Raw genomic sequence first — 26,105 nt, 5'->3', positions numbered from 1 at the left:
CGCAATCGGTTCGATATCAGCGCGCGGCGAGCATCTTCATCATCTGCTGGATATCGACGGAACCGAGGCCGAAGTTCCGCTCTGTCAGATCCTTCAGCTTTTCGGCGGTCAGAGCCACAGTCTGGCGAATTTGCTCTTCCGTGTGCTCGCTGGTGATGAAGAAGCGCAGGCGGGCAAGACCTTCCGGTACGGCTGGATGGATGATCGGAAGGGCATTGATGCCGGCTGCGAGAAGATCGTTGGAAAGCTGCACGGCCCGCAGCGAATCGCCGACAAGGACGGGAACAACGGAAAAACCGGCGCTAAGGCCAGTATCCAGGCCGGCTTCCTGCGCGAGCTTCAGGAACAATGCTCCGTTGCGTTTCAGCGAGGCCGGACGTTCCGGTTCGTTTTCCAGAATGTCGAGGCTTGCGATCGCCGAGGAGGTCAAGACGGGCGCGAGGCCGACACTGTAGACGAAGCCGCCGGCCGAAGCCTTGAGGACTGCGGCAAGGGCTGAACTGCCGGCGATATAGCCACCACAGCTTGAGGTCGTCTTCGACAGCGTCCCCATCCAGATGTCGATCTGGCGGGGGTCGATACCGAAATGCTCGAAGGTGCCTTTGCCGCGCTTCCCGAGAATCCCAAGCGAATGCGCCTCGTCCACCATCAGCCAGAAGCCGTATTCGGCCTTCAGCTTCACGATCGCCGGCAGATTGGCGATGTCGCCGTCCATGGAATAGACGCCCTCGACGATGACGAGGATCCGGCGATAGTCGCCGGCCACGGTGCGCAGCACATGCTCGAGGTCGGTGGCATCGTTATGCTTGAAAAGCCGGCGTGTCGCGCCCGAGAGCTTGATGCCGGCCAGCGCGCTGTTATGGATGAATTCGTCGTGGACGACGAGGTCTTTCGGCCCCATCAGGCAACTGATCGCCGCGACATTTGTCAGGTAGCCACTGACGAAGCAGACCGCCGCATCGACACCGTAAAAGGCCGCAATTCTCTCTTCGAGCTCCGCATGTACCGGGCGTTCGCCGGCCACAAGCCGGCTTGCAGAGGCCGAGATGCCAAATGTCTGCATCGCTTCGCGGGCATGGGCCAGGACATGCGGATGACGATTGAGACCGAGATAGTCGTAGGATGCGAAATTGATGAGCTTTCGCCCGTCGATAACCGTCGTTGCGCCGGCCGCAGTTTCATGTGCCCGATAGAAAGGATTGCTGATACCTAGTTGCTCGCTGGCGAGTTTCTGGGTCAGGACCTGCTTGTATTCCGGCAAGTCCTCGAACTTTGTCTGCTTGCGACGAACCGGTGGAGGAATGTCACGTTCCGACCGGGCAATGCGGTTGCGTTCCGAAGACTGATGCGCGTTGCGCATACGGTCCAGCAGGTTTTCCTTGACGCTGCTGTTCATCTTGGAAACCGCCTGGCGGTCATCGTCGTTGCTCATTGGCTCGCTGCCTTCTCCGTGGCCGTGCCGACGTGGCGTTGCGTCAATTCTGTGACAAGCTTGCTGTCGCCAGGCTCGTCCTGATCTTCGCCGCCCTGATCCCGCTTGCTCACCTTTTCGTAGAGTTTGCGGGCAACATCGCCGACTGTCGTGTTGTCGGCAACACCGCTCAGCGGCATGTCGAAGCCTGTGTTTTGCTGGAAACTCATTCCGAGTTCCACGGCCATCAGGCTGTCTAACCCGATTTCCTTCAGGACCTTGCTGCGCGATATCGTATCTTTCGAGACACGAAGGATAGCAGCGATTTCGCCAGCCACCAGTTCGAAAAGCACGTCTTCACCTTCCTGCGGCGATTTGCCTTCGATCATGGCCACGAGATCCATGCTGTTGCCATCGCCACCCGACGAATATTGGTCGGCAGTTCTCAGGACCACTTCGAAGAGCGATTGCTTGACCACCGGCAGATTGCGTGCAGCCGCCCAGTCGAATTCCGAAATCATCACGACTGCCGAATCGACGGTGCCTGGTTCGGAGCGTATATAATTTTCCACCTGTTCGAGCGCGGATTGTGCCTTCAAGGCGGTTTTCCCAATACGCTTGGCGAGCAGGTCGTTGACGTCGGTATTCTGGGCCAGATAGCCCTTGTCGGCAATCGCACCGAAACCGACGGCTAAACCGGGAAGGCCTTCGCTGCGGCGAGCGCGGACAAGCCCTTCAAGATAGCCATTGGCGGCAACGTAGTTCGCCTGCCCCGGATTGCCCACCAGCGTCGTTGCTGACGAAAACAGGATGAAGTGATCGAGCGCATCGACGCGGGTGAGCCTGTCGAGCACGGCGGCACCCTTGACCTTCACATCGATGACCGGCTGGTTGCGTTCGCGTGTCAGGTTGTTGATCAGCGCATCGTCCAGAACCATGGCGGCATGGATGATGCCCTTGATCGGCCCTATCTGCCGGAGCGTGCCCAGGAGTTCGCCAGCCGCCGTTTCGTCGGTGATGTCACAGGCGTGAAGCGTGGTGGATGCGCCCTTCTTTTCCCAGCGACGGATGGCCTCCAGCGTTTCATCATCGGCAACGCCGCGGCGCGAGCAAAGCGCAATGTTGCGTGCACCCTTGTCGACCAGCCAGTTTGCCGCGGCAAGACCGAAACCGCCGATGCCACCGACGACCAGGTGCACGCCGGCTGCATCGACCCTGAGGCGGCCCGGCGCGCGCTTTGCCACCTGATGTAGTCCCGCTACAGGAGGCAGTACGATGATCTTGCCGATATGGCCGGCATTCTGCATCAGCCGGAACGCATTGCCAATCTCGTCGAAGTCGAAAGCGCGGTAGGGAAGGGGCACGAGCTTGCCTTCTTCGAACAGTGCTCCGATTTCGGTAAATATTCGCTTGGTCAATTCCGGCGCATTGACCAGAAGTTGGTCGGCGTCGATACCGAAATAGCTGATATTGCGGCGGAACGGCCGCAGCCCAATCTTGCTGTCGCCATAGTAGTCGCGTTTTCCAAGCTCAAGGAAGCGGCCGAAGGGCTTTACGAGCGAAATGCTTTGCTCCATCGCCTCCGCGAACAACGAGTTCAGCACAAGATCAACGCCCTGACCGTCGGTGGCGCGCAGCACGTCCTGGACAAAGCCCAGTGTGCGGGAATCGAAGACGTGATCGGCTCCGAGCATCTTGAGGAAGCGGCGTTTTTCGCGCGTTCCCGCCGTGGCGATGACCTTGGCCCCTGCCAGCTTCGCGACTTGCAACGCGGCAAGGCCGACGCCCCCGGCGGCGCCGTGAATCAGAATGGTTTCGCCCGCCCGGATGCGACCAAGTTCGACCATGGCGTAATAGGCTGTGAGGAACGCCACCGGCACGGTGGCAGCGGCAACGGGACTGACCGTTTCAGGCAGCTTTGCCACGCCCGAGCGTGCAACCACGGCATGTGTCGAAAACGCCGCGGGTGCAATCGCCATGACAGCGTCGCCGATCGAAAGGTCGGTAATACCGCTGCCGATGGCCACGACATGGCCGGAGAGTTCCATGCCGATCGTGGCGCCGGCGAAGCCATCTTCAAGCGCTTCCTCGGGAAGCAAGCCCATGGCCCACATGACATCACGGAAATTGAGGCCGGTGGCGGCAACCGCAACGACGATATCGCCGGGTCCCGGCTTTGGCACGTCACATTCTTCCCAGGCAATGCTGCCAACCTGCGAACTGACCCGCTGCCGTATGGTCGCCGCCTTAAAGGTGGTCGTCCTGCGCAGTGCCGCGTCCACCGGACCGGGGACTGCGCGCAATTCGCTCAGCAGACCTGTTTTGCCGTCGAACAGCCATTCGCGATTTGCGCCGTTACGGCCAAGCATCGAAATCGCGGCTGCAAGTTGCCCACCAGTTCCGGCATCGTGAAGACCGGTGAAGTCAACGAGGTGAATGTCGAGCAGATCGTATTCGTTCTGGATGACACGTGCGAATGCCCAAAGACCACTGTTGACGCTCGATCCGGGTGATTGGCCTGTGACCGGAGCGCCGCCCGGCGCTGCGATAACCAGTTTCGGCCGCATACCGGCGCTTGGTTCGGCGCCGGCAAAATGCTGGCGAAGGGCTTCGGCAAAGGCACTGAGGGCAAGGACGCGGCTTTGCAGCACAGCGGAATCACCGACACGGTCGCCGCTGGTTGCCGCCGAAACATAGATCGCACTAAGCGGCTTGCTGCCAAAGCCTTCGAACACCTCCAGGAAACGCGCCTTGTCTGCGTCGATATCGCCCGTGACGTGGACAGGCACGAGGGAGCCTTCGTCTATGCCGGTCGGAACGGACTTCAGGAGTTCGAACATATTGCCTTCGTGCAGCACCAGAATGGATCTGCTGGCCTCAATGGGAGCCTCGGCTGGCGTATTGGCGATGTTCCCGTTTTCTGGGCCGCGTGCTTCGACGGTCACGATATTGCCGTGGGATAATTCCCGGTCATCGACCATGACGTCTCGAAGTCCGAGATCTGTCAGGCACTTCTGCCACTGGGTGACAGTCGGTAGTTTGCCGATCGGGAATTCGACCGACTGGCTACGGGCAAACCAACTATCCGTGAGGCCGAAAGAAAAATCACTAAAGACCGTCGGGGCATTCATTGCAGCGATGAGGGCGCCATGCGCGACGAGGGACCCGCGCATCGCGTTGCGGATCGATGTGTCCTCGTCAACAAGGGTGAACAGCGTGTCGGACGCGCTGACGATCAGGCCGAAAGATGGAATGGACGCAAATTCGTCCTTTTTCAGAATCCGCACGCGTGCATCTTCCTCGAAGGCGATTTCGAGAGATCTTTGGGCATTTTCGCGTGGTTCGACAACGATCAGGCTTGCCTGATAGCGCGCGGCAAGCGTCGCCAGCCGACGGGTGAAGCCGGGTGAGACTGTTCCCGCTTCCACCATGCGCAGATCTGAATTTCCGCGCGCATTTTGCAACGCCTTTTCCGCTGCGGAAAGGACGAGTTCCATCCGCTGGCGGCTGGATTCCGAGTGCACAATCTGATGATCCAGCGTGGCTTCGCTGATGAAAGACGCGGTCTGCGCCATCCCATCGGAATCACCGCTCGCCATTTCTGCCGTAAAGAGACTATCGATCCGATCAAGCGCCTCGGCATAGGCGTTGTTGATGAGAACGGCTTCCACAGCGCGCTCCGCGCGCTCGCCGTAAAGCTCCTTGAGAATATCGCCAACGGCCGGAAGCGAGAATTCGGTCGCGATCTTCCAACTGCCGTTCTTTTGCTCGCACAGTCCGGCGTCTTCAAGAATATAGAGACAGTTTGCCAGGAAGCAGCGGAATGCAAAGTCCCCCGGCAACGAACGGGTGTCGACCCGCGCGCTGCCCTTGCCGAGCTTCAGAGCAACCTCGTGACAGGCACGGTAGATCGCCGCGTTGAACAGCAAAGTCGCATTGTCGATGCCCGCCTCATCAGGGACGGACAGAAGCGGAAGCGACAAAGGTGTTGCCGCTTTCAATGGGGCGAATGCAGCATCACGCTCTGAAAGCACAGCTTCGTAATGGAAAGAGAGCGCATCCAGCGTCTTGTGCTGCCGGAGATACGTGCGACGGAAACGGCAGTCATCAAAGGCCGCGACCATTTCTCCTGATTTATTGAAGAAGCGGAACTTCGCCTTTATGGAATTTGCGCTGATGCGCTCGATCTCGACGATGGCACGCTTGACCGTCTGGCCCGAATTGCGCACGCGCACGGCGCCGAAGCGGACGGGAATGTAGGGAGCGCCTCCAACTTCGCCGGTGAACCGGTCAAACATCGCGACGAGGCCGTGGAATGTCGCATCGACCGAGATCGGATTAAGACTGTATGTTACGAACGGATGACCGGCATCCTGTGGGTCCTTCAGTTCTACATCAATGAAGCGATCGCCATAGGAAACGGCTTTTGCCAGAAGCTGGAAACGCGGGCCGTAGTCAAGGCCGAACTGGCGCGCCGTCTCGTAGGCCTTTGTCGGTGTAACCGTGGCAGCCTTTTCTAGCCCGGCAAACGGGTTTGCCGGGGCGGCTTCGCCTTGGGCAATCGGCTTGCGGCTGCGTGCCACGGCATGCACCGTCCAGTCGTCCTCCGAAAGACGCTCACGCGAGCGGATTTCGATATCGCCGGTTTCAGGCGACAGAATTGTCGATAGTTCCATCATTCGGCTATCGCCGAGTTCCAGCGGTCGGACAATTTCGAGGTTGGTAATATCGACTTCGCTGGTGCCGTAATATTGCTGCGCAGCGGAGATTGCGATTTCGATGAAGCCGCTGCCCGGCAGGATTGCCTTACCGTCGACGATATGCTCGGCGAGGTCGGGAAACAGATGGGCATCGATATGGTTCTTCCAGCTACCGCTGTTCAGATCCGAGCGCCAGCCCGCCAGAGTATAGGGTATCTTTCTGCCGCGTCCGAAAAAATCCGTGGCATCACTGGTTGATGTCGGCCGCAGTTCCACGCTTTCGAAGGGCAGGTTCGGAACAGGTACAAAAGCATTGCGTTTGCCAAACAGGCGGACTTCATCGAACGACGCACCATGCGCAATGGCACGCGCCATGGCACGGGAAACCGGATCCTGCCCCTTTCCTCCGGGATCACGGAGAAGAGTTGGCACGACTGTGCCAGGAGCCGAGGATTGCTTCACCGTCTCCTTGACATAAGATGACAGGATTGGACGTGGAGAAATCTCGATAAACAGGCTACAGCCGAGCGCAATCGCAGCTTCGGTCGCGGCCTGGAAGCGCACGGGTTCGCGTACGTTTCTCCACCAGTAATCCGGATCAAGATGCGTGCCGTCCAGCTTTTCGCCTGTTACTGTTGAGAGATAGATGAGTTCCGACTTGCGCGGTGCGATATCCGGAATATCGGCAAGAAAGGACTTTTTCGCCTGATCGATGATCGGATGATGGAACGGGTAATTGATGTCGAGAATCTGAACCGGGATCTTTGCTTTGCGGGCCGCATCGCGGAATGCCTGGATCTCGTTTGCCGGGCCGGAAATTGTCACTGAATTGTGCGCGTTGATGGCTGCAACGCAGACATGCTCCAGACCGCACGTCTTGGCAAATGCCGCCGCCTGTTCTTCGCCGAGCATGACTGCCGCCATGGTTCCCTGGCCAGCCAGTAGATCCTGATGCAGAGACCTCTTGGCCACGATCGACACCGCATCGACCAAGGACAGAGCGCCGGCGGCATAAGCAGCGGCGATTTCACCAACGGAATGGCCAAACACGGCGGTCGGCTTTATGCCCATGGCAACGAGGGAATCAGACAGTGCGGCCTGTACGGCAAACAGCAGCGGTTGCGCGACCTTGGTGTCGGATAGCTTCTTGTCGAGATCCTCATCGTTAAGCAGGTCAGTCAGTGAAATGTCGGAATGGAACTTGAAGAGCGCGCTGACCGAGGCGAAGCATTGGCGGAAATGGAGATTCTCGCGAAAAGCCTCGACGCCCATACCGGCCCATTGCGATCCATTGCCGGAAAATACGAAGGCGACTTTGGCATCCTTCGTCACCACTTCACCGGCCTCGCCTATATCGGAAGCGGGTTTTGCGAGATGGCTGGCTATAGCGCGGACGATGTCCTCCGGCTGATCGCTGCGTACGGCAAACCGATGACGCATTTGCGTCCGGTTTGCTCCGGACGCCGCAATGATGGCGCGTGTTTCATCCTTCGAAGCCTTGCTCAAATTGGCCTTGTAGGCCTTGAGCAGTTCCTCAAGACTATTGGTCGTATGCGCGCTCGCCATGAAGACATGGCCGGTTGCGTTGTTGTGAACTTTGTCTTCCTGTATGGGATCGGGGTCGCTGATGACGACATGCGCGTTTGCACCACCGAAGCCAAAAGAATTGATGCCTGCGAGACGCGCGCGCTTGCCACGCAGAAGTTCGATCGGGTTAGCCGTGACGCGGACGTTAAGGCCTTCAAAGTCGATATTCTCGTTCGGTGTTTTAAAATGCAGCGAGGCTGGCAGATAATTGTTCTCAAGCGCCATGACTGCCTTGAGCACGCCAAACAGGCCGGATGCGGGCTCCGTGTGACCGATGTTCGACTTGATAGAGCCGATCGGGACAGGGGCACCGCGATTGGCGCCGATGACCGTGCCGATTGACCAGACTTCCGCGGGATCGCCGACCTTGGTTCCCGTGCCATGGCCCTCGACGAATGCTACCTGATTGGCATCGATATTGTTGCCGTGATAGATCGAGCGCAGCAGATTTGCCTGCGCTTCGCGCGAGGGCAGTGAAATACCATTGGTTCGTCCGGCCGAATTGACCCCTGTGGCAATGATCTTGGCGTAGCTTCGGTCTTTTTCCTGCCTCGCTCGGTCGGAGCGGCGCAGGATCAACACGACACCACCCTCGGCGCGGACATAGCCCGCACCGTCATTGTCATAGGCGCGGCACAGGCCCTCCGGCGAAAGCATGCGCGCCTGCGCAAAGCCAACGAAGGGCAGTGGATGGGCAAGAATATTGATACCGCCGACAATGGCGGTATCAATTTCGCCGGCATTCATCGCCCGCATGGCCTGATCGAGCGCTACGAGTGAAGAGGAACAGGCGGTATCGACTGTCATGCTCGGACCGCTAAGCCCGAAAATGTGCGAAATTCGGTTTGAAACGATCGAGAGTGTATTCCCGGTCATGAAGTACGGGCCGGCCGCTGCCGGATCTTCAACTGTCAGGTTGGCATGGTCGAGACTTGATGCACCGACATAGACGCCGACGTTTTCTCCCTTCAGAGATGAAATGGAAATATTCGCGTCTTCCAGTGCCCGCCAGGCGAGTTGCAGCAACACGCGTTGCTGCGGGTCCATGTGCATGGCTTCGCGCTGTGACATGCCGAAAGCGGCTGCATCGAAATCATAGATATTGTCGAGCACGCCGGCGGCAAACGAGTAGGTTTTGCCCTGGTTTCCGACCGGATGCCAGAACCGTGCCAGATCCCAGCGATCAGACGGAATGCGCGTGACGGTGCATTTGCCCTGGCGCAGCACTTTAAATAGCGCTTGGGGCAGATCTGCTCCAGGGGCTGCACAAGCACGCCCAATGATTTCAACGGTCATATTCAATCGAACGCTCTAAAATGCTGTGTATTATATTGCTGATTGCATTTAGGTCGCGAAAAAGCAATCCGAACCTCTGGTCTGGTAAAATTTGCCAGCCTCTCGCCGGCAAACATAATCTGCCTATTAGTGAGCTTTTAACTCAACCTGTATACGTTTCAACCCCGATGCTCGAACATATCTAAATGGCTCAATGTGCCAAAACAATTATGGGAACAGGCTGTAACCGTTGCATATTGGGTATTGCCGGAAAGGCGCACTAGTGAATTATTTGGGCGAAAACCGGTCAGAATGACTTGTTGTAGATCAGCTATTATGCTTTTCAGGGGGTGTCGGGATTCCCGTTTCTTGAATGCAACAGCGCCTGTCATCATGAGTATGATGTTAACGCGCTGATTTCGGAGTGCTCTAATTGGTCCGTTTGAATGCAATCCTGATTTGCGCCGTCTTGTCGGGGTGTCAGGCTGTCCCCGGTGAGGGACCGGTTTCATCGGACATCCTTGCGGATGCCGGAAAGTCCAGCCAGCAGATTGGCCGGGAAAGCGCCGTGCCTTTCGACGTCGTTGACGTGGATGGTCGCTCTGCCCGCCTGGTCTCGGATTACGTCGCGACGGCGTTGAACAGACGCTTCGGTATCGGCGGCGGTGTCGGCCGGGTGGTGATCGGCGTCGGTGACCAGTTGAAGATTACTATCTTTGAAGCAGGCAGCGACGGCCTGTTTTCCACAGCCGATTCCAAGCAGACCAACCTTGATCTGGTTGTCCAGCCAGACGGCACGGCGGCTATTCCCTATGTTGGGGCTGTTAAATTTGCCGGGAAGACGCTGGAGCAGGCCCGCCAGGCGATTCTGAAACAACTGGTCAACAAGGCCGTAGAGCCTGACGTGATCGTGACCAGCATAAGCACCGCGTCTCGCAACGTGACTGTTTCAGGTGCGGTGGGTCGATCCTCGGTGGTTCCGCTTAGCCTTGTCAGCGAAACGATCAATGAGGTTGTTGCCAAGGCGGGGGGCCGACATCGCAGCCTTACGAAACCTATGTCACGCTGGTTCGTGGAAAGAAAACCGGTACGGCTCTCCTTAAATCGATCATCGAAAACCCGTCGGAAAACGTTCGAGTCCAGCCCGGCGACCAGATTTTTGTGACGCATGATCCGCGCACCTTTACTGTTTTGGGTGCTGCCAAAGCCAACAGGCGTATCGAATTCGGTGCCAACGACCTCAATCTTCTCGAGGCCGTTGCGATGGCTGGCGGTGGCAACGATGCTGCGGTTGATATGAAGGGCTATTTCGTTTTCCGATACGAAGAGCCGGACGTGATTATGAGCCTGCTCGGCACACAACGCTTCGATGAAATGCTGAACAAGGGCATGACCCCGGATAGTATAGGGCGCTACCCGATCGTCTATCGGCTCGACATGTCCAAGCCTGACAGCCTGATTGTCGGCCAGACGTTCCCGATCAAGAGCCGTGACGTTATCTATGCCTCGCGCCATCCGTCTGTCGATATGAGCAAATTCCTTAATCTAGTCGCGCGACCGATTGGCGTTGCCTCGTCGGCCGTCAATATAGCGGACGATCTGGGCAACTGATCACGTCAGAGCCTTCAGCCCGTTAAAAAATTGCCCGGTATCAGCATTGATGACCGGGCTTTTCATTAGCGATTACAATTTGCTTGGTCAGAAGGACAGGTCGAGAACCCGATCCTCGAAAAGACGGTTCCGCGATCCTTCCAGATGCAGACGCATCGCTTTCTGTGCGTCGTCTGCGCGGCCATCCGCGATCGCCTGGTAGATGGCGTTGTGTTCTTGGAAAACTTTCTCGAGGCCGAGACGCGGGCCCATCAGCGATAGGCCATGCAGATGCATGCCGACGGCGATATGCGGTTTCAGCGCATCGATAGATGCAGTGTAATAATGATTATTGGCCGCTTCGGTTACACACTTGTGGAAAACGAAGTCGGCATCGGTGCGATGCAACTGATGGCTGGTCGCCTCGCGCAGATCAGCGAGTGCTGCGGCTATCTTCTGGATTGCCGCATCGTCACGCCGCATTGCTGCAAAATACGCTGCCGCCGGCTCGATTGTCAGGCGGAACTCATAGCAGCGCTGGATATCGGCGATGGTTTTGACCGGCGAATAGGCAAGATGCGTGGCCGGTGACGCATGCGCGCTAACGAACGTGCCTGCCCCTTGGCGTGAGTACACGAGGCCTTCCTCACGCAGGCGACCGAGGGCATCGCGCACGATCGGTCGGGAAACGCCCATGATCGAGGCCAGTTCATGCTCGCCTGGCAGGCGGGAATCGGGCGGGTAATTACCGGAGCGGATGCGTTCACGCAATTGGTCGAAGACGCGATCGACCAAACGCACCGATTTACCCCGTTCGGCCTTGGCGGTCGGGCCGGGTTCGCCGGTCGAGGGGACGTCATGCGCCATGCTTATTACCACACCTGTTATCGATCACCGGTCTGCCGGTTTCAATCTGCATTAGCAGATTCTCCGGAATGAGTTTTAGCAAAGAATCGCTATGACCGAAGCCCCCGATTTCACCGCGCACAACAAGGTGCGATTATCGCGAAGACAAATTTCAAACCAGGGCACGCCGGCCTCAATCTCGCCGTGGGGCATCAGAACGGTCGCGCCGAGCCTGCGAAGAATGGCAAGTGCGGTATCACCTCCACCCATCATAAGCATATCCGGGTTCGTTTTTTGCACAATCCGGGTGACCCCCTGCAAAGCGCGCGGCAACGGCCTCTGGATCGCTCGCGAGATTCCCGGTGCAACGCAGAACGATGGGCAGGGCAGGCGAAACAGATCTAGGAATCGAGCCCGCCGACGCATCGACGACAGGTACGCGACCGGCGTTTTCCAGGCGTCCGATCTGGATTGTGGTGATTGGGTCTCTGGAGCCGAAAGCAAAAATCGTGGCGTACATCGGCTTGAAGGGAATGCCGCCCGGCACAGCTTTTGCCAACTGGCGGGCGAACGCGGATCCAAGGCCACGGGCGCCAACCGCCACGCTGTCCGCCCAGTCCAGTTCGCAAACAAGGCGGTCGAGATCCGCGTCGCTCTCGGCGTCGATAGCATCCACAGCAAGTTCCGTTTCGCCGAACAGCGGCCGGATCGGTAGGCGAGTCTCCACGCCGTGACCAGTCACTGCGCCGTCGATCGTAAAGCGACCCTGATCCGGGACCGCGGGCGCGACGATGATCCGGCGCCGGCCGCTTGCCCGCGCCACAGCCTCGCTTTCAGCCGCTACATTCCCCTTCAGCCGCGAGTCGATCTTTTTGAGAAGGATATCCGGGCAGGCGGAACCAAGCGCCGCCAGGGTCTGCGTGATGCGGTGGACGGCCTCCGAGGAAGATAAGGCACGAGATGCGGTGTTGATCGCAAGGATGTCTGTGTTCAGCGTGAGTGCCTCTGCAAGGGCCTCCGGCTCAATTGCGACAGCCACCGTCAATCCTGCCTCGACGAAGGGCGTGCTCGTGTCAAGCGCGCCTGTCAGGTCGTCGGCTATGATGACGGCAAGCAATGTCATCCAGGCAGGCCTCCGCTGCCTGAAAGCCCTTGCGTGACAGCATGGCAGGCTACGTGATGACCGGGCAGGGCTTCCCGCCATTCCGGAACGACCTTGCTGCAGATCTCCATGGCGATTGGGCAACGGGTGTGAAACCGGCAGCCGGAGGGCGGCGACAGAGGGCTTGCAACATCGCCCTGCAGGACCTGCCGTTTGCGGCTGCGTTCATGCGCGGGATCGGCTTCCGGAACGGCCGAAAGCAGGGCCTTGGTATAGGGATGGAGCGGATTGTCGAACAGCTCCTCGCGGCTGGTCAGTTCCGCAAGGCGGCCGAGATACATGACGCCGACCCGGTCGCTGATGTGCCGCACGACGGCAAGATCATGGGCGATGAACAGGTAGGTCAGCCGATATTTCTGCTGCAGATCGAGCAGAAGGTTGATGATCTGTGCCTGCACGGACACATCGAGCGCTGAGATCGCCTCGTCGCAGACGATGAACTTTGGCTGACAGGCAAGCGCTCTGGCAATCGCCACGCGCTGGCGCTGACCGCCGGAAAGCTCGTGCGGATAGCGCGAGGCAAAGCGCGGCGGCAGTCCGACATCAGCCAGAAGCGTGGAGACACGCTCCTTGATTTCCGTCTTGGTGGCAAGCTTGTGAAACAGGATCGGCTCGCCGACGGCCTCGCCGATCGTCATGCGCGGATTGAGCGTCGAATAGGGATCCTGAAAGACGATCTGCAATTGCCGACGATAGGGCCGCATCGCCTTTTCATCGAGCGCGACGATGTTGGTGCCCTGATAGACGACCTTGCCTTTGGTCGCCCGATGCAGGTTGAGCAGGGTGAAGCCGGTGGTGGACTTGCCGCAACCGGACTCGCCGACAAGGCTCAGCGTCTCGCCTTCCATAATGTCGAAGGTGACATCGTCAAGCGCATGCACGGTGGCCGCCCGTTCTCCGAAGGCGCCGAGGCGCACATGGAAATGCTTGACCAGGTTTTCGATCCGCATCAGAGGTTGGGCGCCCATCATGCGGCCTCCAGATTTCGTTGCGCGACAAAACAGGCGACGCGGTGCGCCCCGGCGTGGCCAAGGGCTTGGAGCCGCGGCATCTTCTCGTGGCAGATGGCTTCCGTCAGCGGGCAGCGTGGTGCAAAGGGCAGCCCTTCGGGCGACGCCCCGGTTCCGGCGGTGTTCCGCCGATCGAGCTCAGGCGGCTCGCACGCTCATCGGAGAGCTTCGGGATCGAGGCCAGAAGGCCTTGCGTATAGGGATGGGCCGGGCGGGCAAACAGGTCGTCTACCGGCGCATCTTCGACGACGGTGCCAGCATAGAGCACGGCGACGCGATCAACGAGCCCGGCAATCAGCGCCAGATCATGGGTGATCCAGACGATGGACATGCCGAGCCTGTCGCGCAGTTCCTTCACCAGATCGACGATCTGCGCCTGGATCGTGACGTCAAGTGCGGTGGTCGGTTCGTCGGCGATCAGCAGTTGCGGATCGCAGGCAAGGCCAATGGCGATCATCACCCGCTGGCGCATGCCGCCAGACAACTCGTGCGGGTAGGCATCGAGGCGGTCCTCGGCGCCGGGAATGCCGACAAGCTTCAGCAATTCGCCGGCACGTTTGCGGGCCTGCGCCTTGTTCATATTGCGATGGTAGATCAGCGGCTCGGCCAGTTGCTGGCCGATGCGCATCACCGGGTTGAGCGAGGTCATCGGATCCTGAAAAACGAAGCCGACATCGCCGCCGCGCACCTTTCGCAGTTCTGAACTGGACATGGTCTGCAGGTCGCGTCCGGCAAAATGCGCAGTGCCCTTGGTTACGCGGATCTTGTTCGGCAACAACCGCATCAGGCTGAGCATGGTCAGGCTCTTGCCGCAGCCGGATTCGCCGACGACGCCGAGTGTTTCGCCCTTGTTCACATGCAGGTCGATACCGTCGACGATGGTCGCCGGGCCGTTGCGGGTCTCGATCTCGATCGTCAGCCCCTTGACGTCAAGCAGTCGTTCGCCGGAGTGGGTACTGGTCATTTTGCACCGCGGGGATTGAGGGCGTCGTTAAGGCCGTCGCCGAGGAAGGAGAAGGCCACGGAGGCGAGGCCGAGCACGGCGGCGGGTGCGGCCAGCAGATGCGGATAATGCTGCCAGACGCGAAGGCCGTCGGAGATCATGTTGCCCCAGCTGGGGGTCGGCGGATTGACGCCGACGCCGAGGAAGGAGAAGGCGCTTTCTAGCACCATGGCGGTGCCGAGACCGGCGCTGACGGCGACGATCAGCGGCCCGAGCGCATTCGGCACGACATAGCGCATCAGGATGATGCGGTTGGTCAGGCCGAGTGCCTGCGCCGCGGTGATGTACGGCCGCGAGCGGATGGACAGGACCTGGGCGCGCACAAGGCGGGCGTAGGGCGGCCAGGAAATCAGCGCCATGGAGCCGAACACAAGCAGGAAATCGACCCATATGGTTTCGCGGTAGAAGGGATTGAGCGTTGCAAGGTAACGGCTCTCCATCCAGCTCGAGATTGGCGACTTCAGCGACGCGTTTATGACGACAACGAGCAGCAGGTTGGGAATCGACATCGTCATGTCGGTGAGCCACATGACGATCCGGTCGAGCCAGCCGCCGAAGAAGCCGGCCATGGCGCCGAGCGTCACGCCGATCACGACGGCGATGGCGGTGACGACAATGGCGACGAGAAACGCCGTGCGGGTGCCGTAGACCACGCGGCTGAAGACGTCGCGGCCGAGATCGTCGGTGCCGAACAGATGCGTCAGCGACGGTGCCATGTTGCGGGCGTCGAGGTTCTGGCTGAGGAAGTCGAACGGCGTAAGGTAAGGGCCGAACAGGGCGGTGAAGGCGAGCAACACGACGATGCCAAGCCCGAAGACGGCCAGCCGGTTGCGGCGCAGCCGGTACCAGGCGTCGCGCCACAGGCTGACGGGCGGTTCTTCCTTGAAATCCGGAGTGGAGGCCATGGGAATGACGGACATGGTCAGCGGCTCCTTCGCGTGTCGTTGGCGCGCGGGTCGAGCAGGGGATAGAGCACGTCGACCAGAAGATTGGAGATCATCACCAGGAACGAGCCGATCAGCGTGATGGCGAGGATGACGGGGTAATCGGTGTTGGTCAGCGCCTGCACGGTCAGGCGGCCAAGGCCCGGCAGACCGAAGACGAGCTCGACGAAGATCGCGCCGTTGACGATGGTGATCATGATCAGGCCGAGTTGGGTGACGACCGGGGTGAGGACCGGCCGCAGGATATGGCGCAGCGCCACGATGGTTTCCGGCACGCCCTTGGCGCGGGCGGTTCGCACGAAATCTTCTGAGAGGACCTCGATCACGGCGGAGCGGGTCTGGCGAACGATGAGCGCAATCGGCTGGAAGGAGAGGACGAACAAGGGCAGGAGAATGCGCACGTCGAAGATCCCGCCCCAGCCATAGGGTACGTTGGAACCGGGAATGACCATGATCAGAAGCACCATCAGCATCGGGCCGGCGACATAGGCGGGGATCGCCCAGAGAAAGAGCGCCGAGCCGAGAATGGCATAGTCCGTGCGCGTGTTCTGCTTCAAGGCCGCGATCAGGCCGAGCGGAATGGCGACGACGGCGGTGAGGAGGATGGAACAGAGGGCAAGCTTGAAGGAGACCGGTGCCGCCGCCGAGATCATCGCCCAGACCGAGCGGCCTGATGTCAGCGAGTTTCCGAAATTGCCGTGCAGAAGGTTCCAGATGTAGCTGGCGAACTGCTCGAGGAAGGGCCTGTTGAGGCCGGCACTTTCACGGATCGCCTCGATGCGCTCCGGATTATAGGCGACGTCGCCGGGCGCGCGCAGGAAAATCAGCTTGATCGGATCGCCGGCGCCAAAATAGGCCAGCGCATAGACACCAAGCATGACGAGCAGGACGGATGGTATCCAGACGACAAAACGCGTCGTGATGTAACGCAGCATGGCAGTCTCCCACCCATGTTTCACGAGGAAGATGCGACAAAGGCCGATCATCGGCGCCTGATCACACTCCGGCATTCAAGTTTTGTGCGGAAGCGGAAACCGCTCCCGCACAGGAGGTCTTGAGGAAAAGCCTGCTCGATCAGGCGATCGAGATTTCCCAGGGCGCGACGACCTGCCAGTCGAGGTTCTTGTCCATGCCCGAGACATTGGCATTGGCCCAGCGCGACATGGTCTGGGCGTACCAGGGAATGAACTGCCAGTCTTCGCGGAAGGCCTTCTGGGCTTCCTGCGCCAGCGCCACACGCTGCGGATCATCGACCGCCTTGGTTGCGGCTTCCGCCAGCAGGCTGTCGACCTTGTCGTTCTTGTAGCCGCCGAGCTTGTTCTGGGCATTGGACGAGGTCGAAGCGATAGAGCCGGCGAGATAGGACACGGCATCCGGCACGCGGGTGCCGACGTCGTCGCGGAAGATTTGCACCGCGTTTTGGTCCGGTCCCGCATACGCATCCTGCTGCGGCTTCATGTCGACGGCGGTGATGCCGAGGTTCTGGCGCCACTGTTCCGCGATATATTGGGCCGCCGCTTCGATCGCCGGACCGGAAATACCGACGAAGAGAAGCTTCGGCAGGCGCTCAGGTCCACCATAGCTGGATTCGGCCAGCAGCTTCTTTGCGCCTTCCGGATCGTAGGGGTAAGGTTCGAAGCCGGAATTTTCGGCGCCCGGCACGGAGTTGATGACCTGGTCGGTCTTCTTGTGCGGGCCATCCGGGAAGGAGGCCTTGATCAGCCCCTCACGATCGACGGCCATGATCAGCGCCTGGCGGACTTTCGGGTCATCCAACGGCGCGCGCGCGCTGTTGAACCAGAAATGCTGGCTGGTCGGGATCAGCGGGCCGGATGCGAATTCCGCGCCGAGATCCTGAATGATGGTCGACGTGACGAGTTCGGTGTGGGCGTTGAATTCGCCGGACTTCAAAAGCGAGGTCGCCGTGACATTGTCCTCAATCGAGGAAATCTCGATGCGGGCCAGCTTCGGCTTCGGTCCGAAGAAATTTTCGTTGGCTTCGAAGACCAGCTTGCCGCCGTCGAGATCGATGCTCGTGAGTTTGAATGGGCCGGAATAGACGGCGCCGTTATCGGGCATGTACCAGTCCGTCACTTCCTCGCCGTCCTCGCCGCGCGACTGCGATGCCTTGGTGATCGGCGCAATGTGATTGGCGATGCGCATGAAGAAGATCGGATCGGAGGCGCCGAGTGTCACGACGACGGTGCCTTCATCCGGCGTCGCAATGCCGGAGATTTCCTTCGCCGTGCCGCCGCTGACTTCGGCGAAACCGGCAACCTTGCTTAAGACCTGATCGGCGCGCTGGCTCTTGGTGTTGGGCATGGAGGCAACGTTCCAGGAGCCCTTCACGTCTTCCGCCGTGATCTTGCTGCCATCGGAGAAGACGGCCTTCGGGTCGATCTTGAACGTCCAGGTCTTGTTGTCGTCGGACGGTTCCCAGCTTGTAAAGACATAAGGGCGCAGATCGCCCTTGGCATCAAAATACATCGGCGATGCCCACCAGGCGGAGTTCCAGCGGAACGGCACGCCGCCGCCGCGCAACGGTGACCAATCCTGGTTGAAAGCGGGGTTTGCGACCTTCAGCACCTGGCCCTCCTGAGCCATGACGATGCGGGCGCCCATGCCGAAAAGCGTGACGGCGACACTGGTGCCAAGGCCGATTTTCAGGGCGCTGCGGCGGGTGAGCTGTGCTTTCGGCGAAGCGAATTCATTGTTCTGATTAGACATCTGATCCTCCAATAGATGCAATCATCGCGCCCTCCATTCCCTCGGTTTCCCGACAGGTTGCCGCGCCATGATGAGGCCTGAGACTGGATCGATATTGTAAATATGTCAACATTAATTCCGGATATGAAAAAGCAAAAATGCAGATACCAAATTTTATTATTTATAAACAAATAGATAAATAAAGGCGGATAATCTATTCGGCTTTTTCGCCTTGACAACTTGTCATGCTTTGGTCGAAAAGCGAGCTCGTTCGCATAAGCCGTCAGGCTGGCGGATCCACAGAGTCGGGAGGAGATTGCCGATGACAAAAGCACCGCGCATCACGGGTGTCTACAGCGCAGCGACGACGCCGCTGAACTCCGATCACAGCCCGGATCTCGGCCTGTTCACCCGTCATTGCCAGCGTTTGCTTGACGAAGGTTGCCATGGGGTAGCCTTGCTCGGCACCACTGGAGAGGCGAACTCCTTCTCATTGTCGGAACGCCGAAGCCTTCTCGAAGGTGTTGTAAAGGCGGGCATATCCCCTGAGAAACTGATGCCCGGTACCGGCGTTGCTGCTATCCCCGAAACGGTTGAGCTGACGCGCCATGCGCTGTCGCTTGGCGTGACGCGTGTCGTGATGCTGCCCCCGTTCTACTACAAGGGTGTGTCCGACGAGGGGCTTTTGCTGCCTATGCGCGGATCATCGAGGCGATCAGTGATGAACGGCTGCAGGTCGTTCTCTATCACATCCCGCAGGTCTCAGGCATTCCGCTGTCGCTACCGCTGATCAGCCGCCTGATCGAGGCTTTCCCCGATACGGTGGTCGGCATCAAGGATTCGGCAGGCGATTTCACCAATATGGAAGCGCTTCTCGCCGCTTTCCCCGGTTTTTCGGTGTTGGCGGGAGCCGATCCACTCCTGCTGCCGCTGGTCAAGGCGGGTGGCGCCGGCTGCATCACCGCCACCTCCAATCTCGTCGCGGATTCCTGCGCACCGTTTACGATCACGCCAATGATCCGGCGCAAGCGGCTGTCGTCGAGGCGGCGCAGGCCCGGATCAATGCCTTTCGCAGCCTCTCCAATTCCTATGTTCAGATCCCGACGATCAAGGCGATGGTTGGCTTAAAGCACGGTGAGCCGGCATGGGCGCAGCCGCGTGCACCGCTGATGGCGCTGAGCCCTGCCGACCAGGCTGATCTTGCCGTGAAATTCGCGAAACTGCCGTAAAGCTCGGTGACGGGGAGGATGATGCGATGACGAACAATTCCGGTCTGCGCCCAGAGGAAATCCCGCCGCTTATGACCGGCGAAATCAAACCTTTCCCTGGGCAGGATGGTCGTTCTGAGGCGTTTCTCCTGTCCCCCTGCGTCCAGAACCACGCAGCAAACCTCGCTTTTCTTCCCGATGGCACACTGACCTGCGCCTGGTTCGGCGGCACGATGGAGGGCATGGGCGATATCTCGATTTACATGTCGCGCCTGGCCCCTGGCGCCGACCGGTGGTCCACCCCGGAAAAGATGTCGGATGACCCAACTAAGTCCGAGCAGAACCCGATCATCTTTTCGGCGCCCGATGGTCGCGTCTGGCTGCTATATACTTCGCAGGTTTCCGGCAACCAGGATGGCGCCGTGGTCAAACGTCGGATTTCAGAGGATGGTGGCCGCAGTTTTGGCCCGCCGGAAACGCTCTGCGATACACCCGGAACCTTTGTACGCCAGCCGATTGTGGTCAATGACACGGGCATCTGGCTCTTGCCGGCCTTCCGCTGCATTGGTGAGCCGGGCCAGCGCTGGACCGGCAATGTCGATGCTGCAGCCGTGCTGCTTTCGGAGGATCAAGGTCAGAGCTGGACGGTGGCGGACGTACCGGGAAGCATCGGTGCCGTACATATGAACATCGTCGCACTCGGGGGGCCGGATGGTGGCCTTTTACCGAAACCGCTTTGCCGAGCAGGTGCTGCGCAGCTGGTCGTCCGATGGTGGACGAAGCTGGAGCGCCCCGGAACCGACGGAGCTTCCCAACAACAATTCCTCGATCCAGGCTGCTCCACTCTCCGGTGGACGGATCGGCATCGTTTACAATCATTCCAATGCATCCATGTCGACGGACCGACGGCTTTCGCTCTACGACGAGATCGAGGCGGAAGACGGGCAGGGTGCGGTTGCCCCGGCTGCGGTCGAGCCCCAAAACAAGGGACGTCGAGCCGTCTGGGGTGTTCCGCGGGCGCCGCTGAGCCTGTCGATATCGACCGATGGTGGCCGCACCTTCACCGCTCGGCGCGATCTCGATACGGGCGATGGCTACTGCCTCACCAACAACTCAAAAGACGCGCTCAACCGCGAATATTCCTACCCGTCGATCGTTGAGGGCCCGGGTGGCGCGCTGCATATTGCCTACACCTACTACCGGCGTGCCATCAAATATGTGCGTCTCGAGGGCTAACTGGCGGCGTTTGCGGTGAAAAGCTGTTGCGGCCGCTAACGTGTGATCCGTTGACGGGTCTGTATTTGTAAAATTGCGGAAGAGAGATAGTCAAAACTACGGAAATAACTGCGAGATTTTGACATATGGTAAGGCGATTATGGTGCGGCTGGCACCTAGCTTCCAGATCTACCAGTCGTGGGTTATCTAGCTCTTTCTGTAAAATAAGTCGAGCTATAACAGTGATTTATTTCTGTTCTATCGGTGACAAAGTAGATCAGAGACTTAAAAAAGGTCGTCCATTCCCCGTTTGGTCTTGCAAGCAGCTGCGAATTTATATAACAAATTTACATGTTGATAGATCGAGAGACGCGATCGTTGAAACAGCTTCAGTTAGGAATGGCCCATGAGCAGCTTGCACGCGCCGATCACCATTATCCGTCCCCAGATCATAGAGTTCGGTGTCGGCGTGGCCGAAAGGCTTGGCAAATGGGCGTCTGACCAGGGCTTCCGCCGCACACTTGTTGTCTCTGATGCGTTCAACGCTTCCCGCGTCAATGTTCTCGGGCTTAAGGGCGACATTACTATCTTTGCCGAAGTGCGGCCGGAGCCGGACATGCACAATCTCGAGCGCCTGCTGGAGGTTGCCAGCGGGGTCGACGCCGATCTGGTCGTCGGCTTCGGCGGCGGCAGCGCCATGGATCTTGCCAAGCTCACGGCTGTTCTGGCCGGCTCCCGCCAGTCGCTGCGCGATGTCGTCGGTCCGAACAAGGTGGCCTCTCGCCGTAAAGTGGGGCTCGCACAGGTGCCGACCACTTCGGGCACCGGCAGCGAAGCCGGCATCCGCGCACTCGTCACCGATCCCGAGACCCAGGCGAAGCTGGCGGTCGAGAGCATCCATATGCTCGCCGATATCGCCGTTATTGACCCGAGCCTGACCTTCACCGTTCCGGCCGCGACGACCGCAGCAACCGGCGTCGATGCCATGGCGCATTGCGTAGAAGCCTTCACCAACCGCAAGGCGCACCCGCTGATCGATCTCTATGCCATCGAGGGCGTGCGGCTGGTCGGCCGCTTCCTCGCCCGCGCCGTCGCCGACGGCACCGATGCGGAAGCCCGCGCCGGTCTGTCGCTTGCATCGCTGTATGGCGGATTTTGTCTCGGCCCGGTCAATACCGCCGGCGGCCATGCGCTGGCCTATCCGCTCGGCACCCGCTGGCACGTGGCCCATGGGGCCGCCAATGCGCTGATTTTCCCCCATGTGCTGGCCTTCAACGCGCCGGCGGTTCCGGGAAAGACGCAAGCGATCGTATCGGCGCTCGGGCTTTCGGGGGCGTCCTCGCAGGACGCAGTCTTTGATGCGACGCACGGCTTCTGCCGGGCGCTCGGCATTGAGATGCGTCTGTCCGGGGTGGGTGTTCCCGAGAGCGACCTGGAAACCATGGCCAGCGATGCCTTCGCTATTCGCCGACTGCTCGACAACAATCCGCGCGATCTCAGCGAGGCCGATATCCTGGCAATCTACGAGGCTGCATACTAAGCAAATACGCCCTTTCGAAAGCCGCATTTGGCCACCGAAAGGCGTTGAGGAGAGAATTTCATGGGCAAGACATCGCGTGTCGCCATCACGCTGGGAGATCCCGCAGGCGTCGGTCCGGAGGTCATCGTCAAGGCGCTCGCTTCGCTTCCCGAGACGGATCGCGGCAATTTCGTCGTGGTCGGTAATGTCGAGGCGCTGGAACGGGCAAACCGCGTGACAGGGACCAGCTTGCGCTTCTCGTCTCACCCGGCGCGTGGTAGCGACACGATCGCCGTGGACGAAGTGGCAATCGACGGCGCCCTGCCTGAGATCGGCAAGGTTAGTCCGGTCGCCGGCGATGCTTCAGTCCGCTACATCAAGCGGGCCGTCGAACTTGCCCTGTCCGGTGACGTCGATTGCATGGTGACGGCGCCGATCAACAAGGAGGCGATGAACCTTGCCGGCCATCATTTCGATGGCCACACCGGGCTTCTGGCGCATCTGACGAAATCCAAGAGCTCATTCATGCTTCTGGCATCCGAGCGGCTGAACACCATTCATGTCTCCACGCATGTGTCGCTCCGCACCGCGATCGAGCGCGCCACGGTGGAACGGGTGCTGGCAACCATCGAAGCCGGTCACAAGCACTTCCTCCGGCTCGGCAAGAAGGCACGCATCGCGGTCGCCGGCATCAATCCACACTGTGGCGAGGGCGGGCTGTTCGGCGACGAAGACACCAAATTCCTGGCGCCGGCCGTCGAACTGGGGCGGGCCAAGGGCATAGACGTCGTCGGCCCGATCTCTGCCGATACAGTTTATGCGCGCGCTTACGGCGGGGCATTCGATCTGGTCATCGCGCAATATCACGACCAGGGGCACATCCCGATCAAGCTGGTGGCCTTCGAAACCGCCGTCAATGTCTCCCTCGGCCTTCCCATTGATCGTGTTTCCGTCGATCATGGCACAGCTTTCGATATCGCCGGAACGGGCAAGGCAAACCACGTCAACATGCTGTCGGCGATCGACTATGCACGGCTCGTCGCGCAGGCTCCAAGAATTTAGTCTGCGGCTGAAGACGTTGCAATGCGCTTGGGCACCCAGGGTTCCGAGACATCCGCGCGCTAAAGAACTTCGGCAGCATTGGCAGGCGTCGCCATCGGCACGCCGGCTTGCATGTCATGCTCGACATATTTTACCAGGAGAATACTGAGCACCGAGCCCAGGATAACCACAAACACAATCCGCATCATCATCGTTTGATTTCCCATCCGTTGCGATGGAAACGTGCGATGACCATCGAAGTTCCAGCATGCCGAAGTCTGTGAGCCGGATCGTCCCTTTATCTGGAATGCCGGCGGCACCGAAAATGACCACGCGAGGAAGTCAGACGAGCGCAGCGGCAATGCAAAGCTTGCCAATATCTTAAAGGCGATCATACCAAATTTGGTTCCACGGTTTGGCAACAGTAATGCATTTCGAGCCTTCCGCAGCGCATATAGTCGTTGAGTTTTCCGGCGTGTTGATGCTAGATTCCTCGGTGCGATGCAGCAAGTTATCACAGGATGGGCGCAGGCCAGCGGGACGATTGGGTGATTTTTTCGATCTGTCATTGTTTCGTAACGCCGGCGGAAATATTTAGGGCAAATGGGGTGGGGCAGCCTTGATGGCTCGTCGGGACCTCATTCTAGCCGGTTGGGAAGTCGCTCCGGGTCGTGGACCTTTCAAGTACGACTGGACGATTGCGCAAGAGGCTTTGAAGGCACATATGGCAGCAGCATTTGGAACATCGGGTCTGCGCGGGCCGGCGGTTGATTTCACGGCGGACGTCTGCGCAGCTTACGTACGGGCGTTTCTGGAGCGGTGCGCTGAGGCTGGCGACAGCCGAACGGCCTATGTCGCCGCAGACCTGCGCGAATCAAGTCCTCGGATCGCCGGCTATTGCCTTGCTGCCATTAAAGCGGAGGGCTGGACCGCTGTCTGGGCGGGCGCCGTGCCAACGCCGGCGGTCGCCGCCTATGCGATGGCGCGTGCTGCGCCGGCCATCATGATCACCGGCAGCCATATCCCGGAAAGCTATAACGGCATCAAATTCTACCGGCCGGACGGCGAGTTCCTGAAGACCGACGAAGCGCCAGTGCGTGAACGGGCGGAAGTCATGCTGGCTGAAGGCGTTGTCGCTGATGAAAGCGTTCCGGGCGAGCCATTGGCCGATGTCGCCGCGGCTTACATCAGCCGCTATCTAGATGCCTTCGGAACCCCAGCACTTGCCGGTCTGAAAATCGGCATCGACCTGCATTCCGCGGTCGGACGAGACCTTACGGTGGCGATATTCGAGAGGCTGGGAGCGCAATGCACACCGTTCCGCCGGGTCGAGCGCTTCGTCGCCGTCGATACGGAGGCGCTTGATCCCGCCGACGTAGCGCGCGCCAAGTCCGTGATCCTGGAGCATGGTCTTGACGCCGTTGTTTCGACGGATGGCGATGGCGATCGGCCGTTGGTGATCGACGATACCGGGCGCCAGATCAATGGCGACGTCTTGGGCATGCTGACGGCGCGCGCCATCGGCGCAAAGACGGTGGTCACGCCGCTATCCTCGACCAGTGCCGTGGAGCAATCCGGCTGGTTCGACAAGGTCGTGCGGACCATGATCGGCTCGCCCCATGTGGTGGCGGCGATGGCAAAGGCTGAGGCGCATCCCGTCGTCGGCTTCGAAGCCAATGGCGGTTTCCTGCTTCAGGATGATGTCATGCTGGCAAAGGGCGTGCTGCAGCGCCTGCCGACGCGCGACGCCATCCTGCCCGCGGTTGCCTGCCTCGTGCTTGCAAAATCCGAGGGCAAAAAGCTGTCGCAACTGACGGAAACCTTGCCGCCCCGCTTTATGAAGGCCGACCGCGTCAAGGATGTTCCGGCGGACCGGGCCGCGATTTTCCTGAAGTCGATGGAAAGCTCTCCCGAATTCAGGGCCGCCTTCGACGTGCGGATCGCAGCCCCTGTGGAAATCTCGACGCTGGACGGTGTGCGGATGGTTTTCGCAAACCAGGACACCGTCCATTTCCGCCAGTCCGGCAATGCCCCCGAGATGCGGATCTACGTAGAGACCGGATCTGCAGAATTGACAGAGCGGCTTCTGACCGACCTGATCGACCGCTTCAAGGCGCAATAGCTAGGGTCGTTTTGAGCGATCTTTACCGGCTGTCGTTCACGAAGTGGTCGGCAGCCGAAGCGGATCAGTATGGCTAGAATTTGTAAAGCGGCTGGCCGTAGTTCCTCGCGCGAGGGTGCGCGATGAGCGCCGATTTGGATGCGGGAACTAACGTTTTCAGGGTGGGAAATGGTGCTGCTAGAGAGATTTGAACTCTCGGCCTCTCCCTTACCAAGGGAGTGCTCTACCCCTGAGCTATAGCAGCATCGTGCGGGAGCGGGTCAGTGTCCGTTCCGTGTGGAGCGAGGGCCTATTGCCACAGCTTGTCGGGGAGCGCAAGCAGCAAATCGAAGTTTCCATCGTCATCACGGGAAAAGCGCGGGGAGACTACCGGTGTCCCGGCATTTGCGCTATTGGACGGCCATGCAGCAGAATGAAGATCCTATCGAGAAGAGCGAACCGGTTCTGTCCGATGACGACGGGATGAGCCCGGAGGTGCGTCGGCGGGCCGAGGAGCGCAAGGCGCGCGCGGCAAAGACCCTGCGCGACAATCTCATGCGCCGCAAACAGCAGGGTCGCGCGCGCCGCGCAGGCGCCGCCGACGAGACATCCGGCCTGCCTGCCGCAAAAACGGACGAATCTGCGGATTAATCCTTGGCTCGGACCGGTTGTTTCGGCCTCGATTGGAGAATCGGGTCGGTTTGACCGGCTCCGACGGCAACACGCATCGCAAGGCTTCTATTTTCACAAGCTATCCTTTAAGGAAGCGCCACCTTCACACGCACGG

Annotated in this window: 12 protein-coding genes, 1 tRNA gene and 5 pseudogenes; 7 read left to right on the top strand and 11 right to left on the bottom strand. The window is 59.7% G+C overall.

The genetic code is table 11. The features are described 5' to 3' along the window. Window positions 1–16 precede the first annotated feature (16 nt). Together P6U16_RS07900 and P6U16_RS07895 are read right to left on the bottom strand one after the other, a co-directional pair. The gene (locus P6U16_RS07900) at window positions 17–1,432 is read right to left on the bottom strand and encodes an aminotransferase class I/II-fold pyridoxal phosphate-dependent enzyme (protein ID WP_277703274.1); all 1,416 of its coding nucleotides are present in this window, start codon (window positions 1,430–1,432) and stop codon (window positions 17–19) included. Further along, window positions 1,429–8,994, bottom strand: coding sequence for a type I polyketide synthase (locus P6U16_RS07895; RefSeq protein WP_277703273.1), 7,566 nt, complete (start codon window positions 8,992–8,994; stop codon window positions 1,429–1,431). The genes P6U16_RS07900 and P6U16_RS07895 overlap by 4 nt, the downstream gene beginning before the upstream one ends. Window positions 8,995–9,406: 412 nt before the next feature. Between P6U16_RS07895 and P6U16_RS07890 the strand changes: the two are divergent. Next, window positions 9,407–10,584 (top strand): annotated as a pseudogene (locus P6U16_RS07890) (polysaccharide biosynthesis/export family protein). A gap of 87 nt (window positions 10,585–10,671) precedes the next feature. On the opposite strand, the gene P6U16_RS07885 reads toward P6U16_RS07890, so the two are convergent. The 7 genes and pseudogenes from P6U16_RS07885 to P6U16_RS07855 form a co-directional block, all read right to left on the bottom strand. Continuing rightward, window positions 10,672–11,430 carry a FadR/GntR family transcriptional regulator gene (locus P6U16_RS07885; protein WP_277703272.1) on the bottom strand — a complete coding sequence of 253 codons (759 nt, stop codon included), beginning with the start codon at window positions 11,428–11,430 and terminating at the stop codon, window positions 10,672–10,674. Further along, a pseudogene (locus P6U16_RS07880) lies at window positions 11,420–12,532 on the bottom strand (four-carbon acid sugar kinase family protein). Before P6U16_RS07880 ends, P6U16_RS07885 begins: the two are co-directional and overlap by 11 nt. Beyond that, entirely contained in the window at window positions 12,529–13,539 is a 1,011-nt protein-coding gene (locus P6U16_RS07875) for an ABC transporter ATP-binding protein (protein ID WP_277703788.1), read from the bottom strand. The pseudogene P6U16_RS07880 and the gene P6U16_RS07875 overlap by 4 nt, the downstream one beginning before the upstream one ends. Continuing rightward, window positions 13,539–14,545 (bottom strand): annotated as a pseudogene (locus tag P6U16_RS07870) (ABC transporter ATP-binding protein). Before P6U16_RS07870 ends, P6U16_RS07875 begins: the two are co-directional and overlap by 1 nt. Beyond that, window positions 14,542–15,504 (bottom strand): ABC transporter permease, encoded by a 963-nt coding sequence (locus tag P6U16_RS07865; protein WP_277703271.1) that lies wholly within the window; start codon window positions 15,502–15,504, stop codon window positions 14,542–14,544. The pseudogene P6U16_RS07870 and the gene P6U16_RS07865 overlap by 4 nt, the downstream one beginning before the upstream one ends. A gap of 2 nt (window positions 15,505–15,506) precedes the next feature. Then, window positions 15,507–16,463, bottom strand: a complete 957-nt coding sequence (locus tag P6U16_RS07860; protein WP_277703270.1) for an ABC transporter permease — start codon at window positions 16,461–16,463, stop codon at window positions 15,507–15,509. A gap of 139 nt (window positions 16,464–16,602) precedes the next feature. Then, entirely contained in the window at window positions 16,603–18,255 is a 1,653-nt protein-coding gene (locus P6U16_RS07855; RefSeq protein ID WP_277703269.1) for an ABC transporter substrate-binding protein, read from the bottom strand. Window positions 18,256–18,556: 301 nt separating this feature from the next. Here P6U16_RS07855 and P6U16_RS07850 point away from each other — a divergent pair. The 4 genes and pseudogenes from P6U16_RS07850 to pdxA all read left to right on the top strand — a co-directional run bounded on the left by P6U16_RS07850 (window position 18,557) and on the right by pdxA (window position 23,238). Beyond that, a pseudogene (locus P6U16_RS07850) lies at window positions 18,557–19,463 on the top strand (dihydrodipicolinate synthase family protein). A 26-nt stretch (window positions 19,464–19,489) separates the two neighbouring features. After that, a pseudogene (locus tag P6U16_RS07845) lies at window positions 19,490–20,678 on the top strand (exo-alpha-sialidase). A 385-nt stretch (window positions 20,679–21,063) separates the two neighbouring features. Further along, on the top strand, window positions 21,064–22,197 hold the full coding sequence (locus P6U16_RS07840) for an iron-containing alcohol dehydrogenase (RefSeq protein ID WP_277703268.1): 1,134 nt from the start codon (window positions 21,064–21,066) through the stop codon (window positions 22,195–22,197). A 60-nt stretch (window positions 22,198–22,257) separates the two neighbouring features. Continuing rightward, window positions 22,258–23,238 carry a 4-hydroxythreonine-4-phosphate dehydrogenase PdxA gene (gene pdxA / locus P6U16_RS07835; protein WP_277703267.1) on the top strand — a complete coding sequence of 327 codons (981 nt, stop codon included), beginning with the start codon at window positions 22,258–22,260 and terminating at the stop codon, window positions 23,236–23,238. Window positions 23,239–23,297: 59 nt separating this feature from the next. Here the strand turns inward: pdxA and P6U16_RS07830 are convergent, their stop codons facing one another. Continuing rightward, window positions 23,298–23,612 carry a hypothetical protein gene (locus P6U16_RS07830; protein ID WP_277703266.1) on the bottom strand — a complete coding sequence of 105 codons (315 nt, stop codon included), beginning with the start codon at window positions 23,610–23,612 and terminating at the stop codon, window positions 23,298–23,300. 329 nt (window positions 23,613–23,941) lie between these two features. Between P6U16_RS07830 and P6U16_RS07825 the strand changes: the two genes are divergently transcribed. Continuing rightward, on the top strand, window positions 23,942–25,339 hold the full coding sequence (locus P6U16_RS07825) for a phosphomannomutase (protein ID WP_277703265.1): 1,398 nt from the start codon (window positions 23,942–23,944) through the stop codon (window positions 25,337–25,339). Between the two features lie 169 nt (window positions 25,340–25,508). Here P6U16_RS07825 and P6U16_RS07820 read toward each other — a convergent pair. Continuing rightward, window positions 25,509–25,583 (bottom strand) — tRNA-Thr (locus tag P6U16_RS07820). A gap of 128 nt (window positions 25,584–25,711) precedes the next feature. Here P6U16_RS07820 and P6U16_RS07815 point away from each other — a divergent pair. Then, window positions 25,712–25,969: a hypothetical protein gene (locus P6U16_RS07815; protein ID WP_277703264.1), complete on the top strand. Its 258-nt coding sequence runs from the start codon at window positions 25,712–25,714 to the stop codon at window positions 25,967–25,969. Window positions 25,970–26,105 lie beyond the last annotated feature (136 nt).

Source organism: Rhizobium sp. 32-5/1 (genome assembly GCF_029537235.1).
Lineage (GTDB): Bacteria > Pseudomonadota > Alphaproteobacteria > Rhizobiales > Rhizobiaceae > Pararhizobium.
The sequence above is the reverse complement of the archived record's forward strand: the minus strand, read 5'-3'. Positions and strand labels throughout refer to the sequence as shown.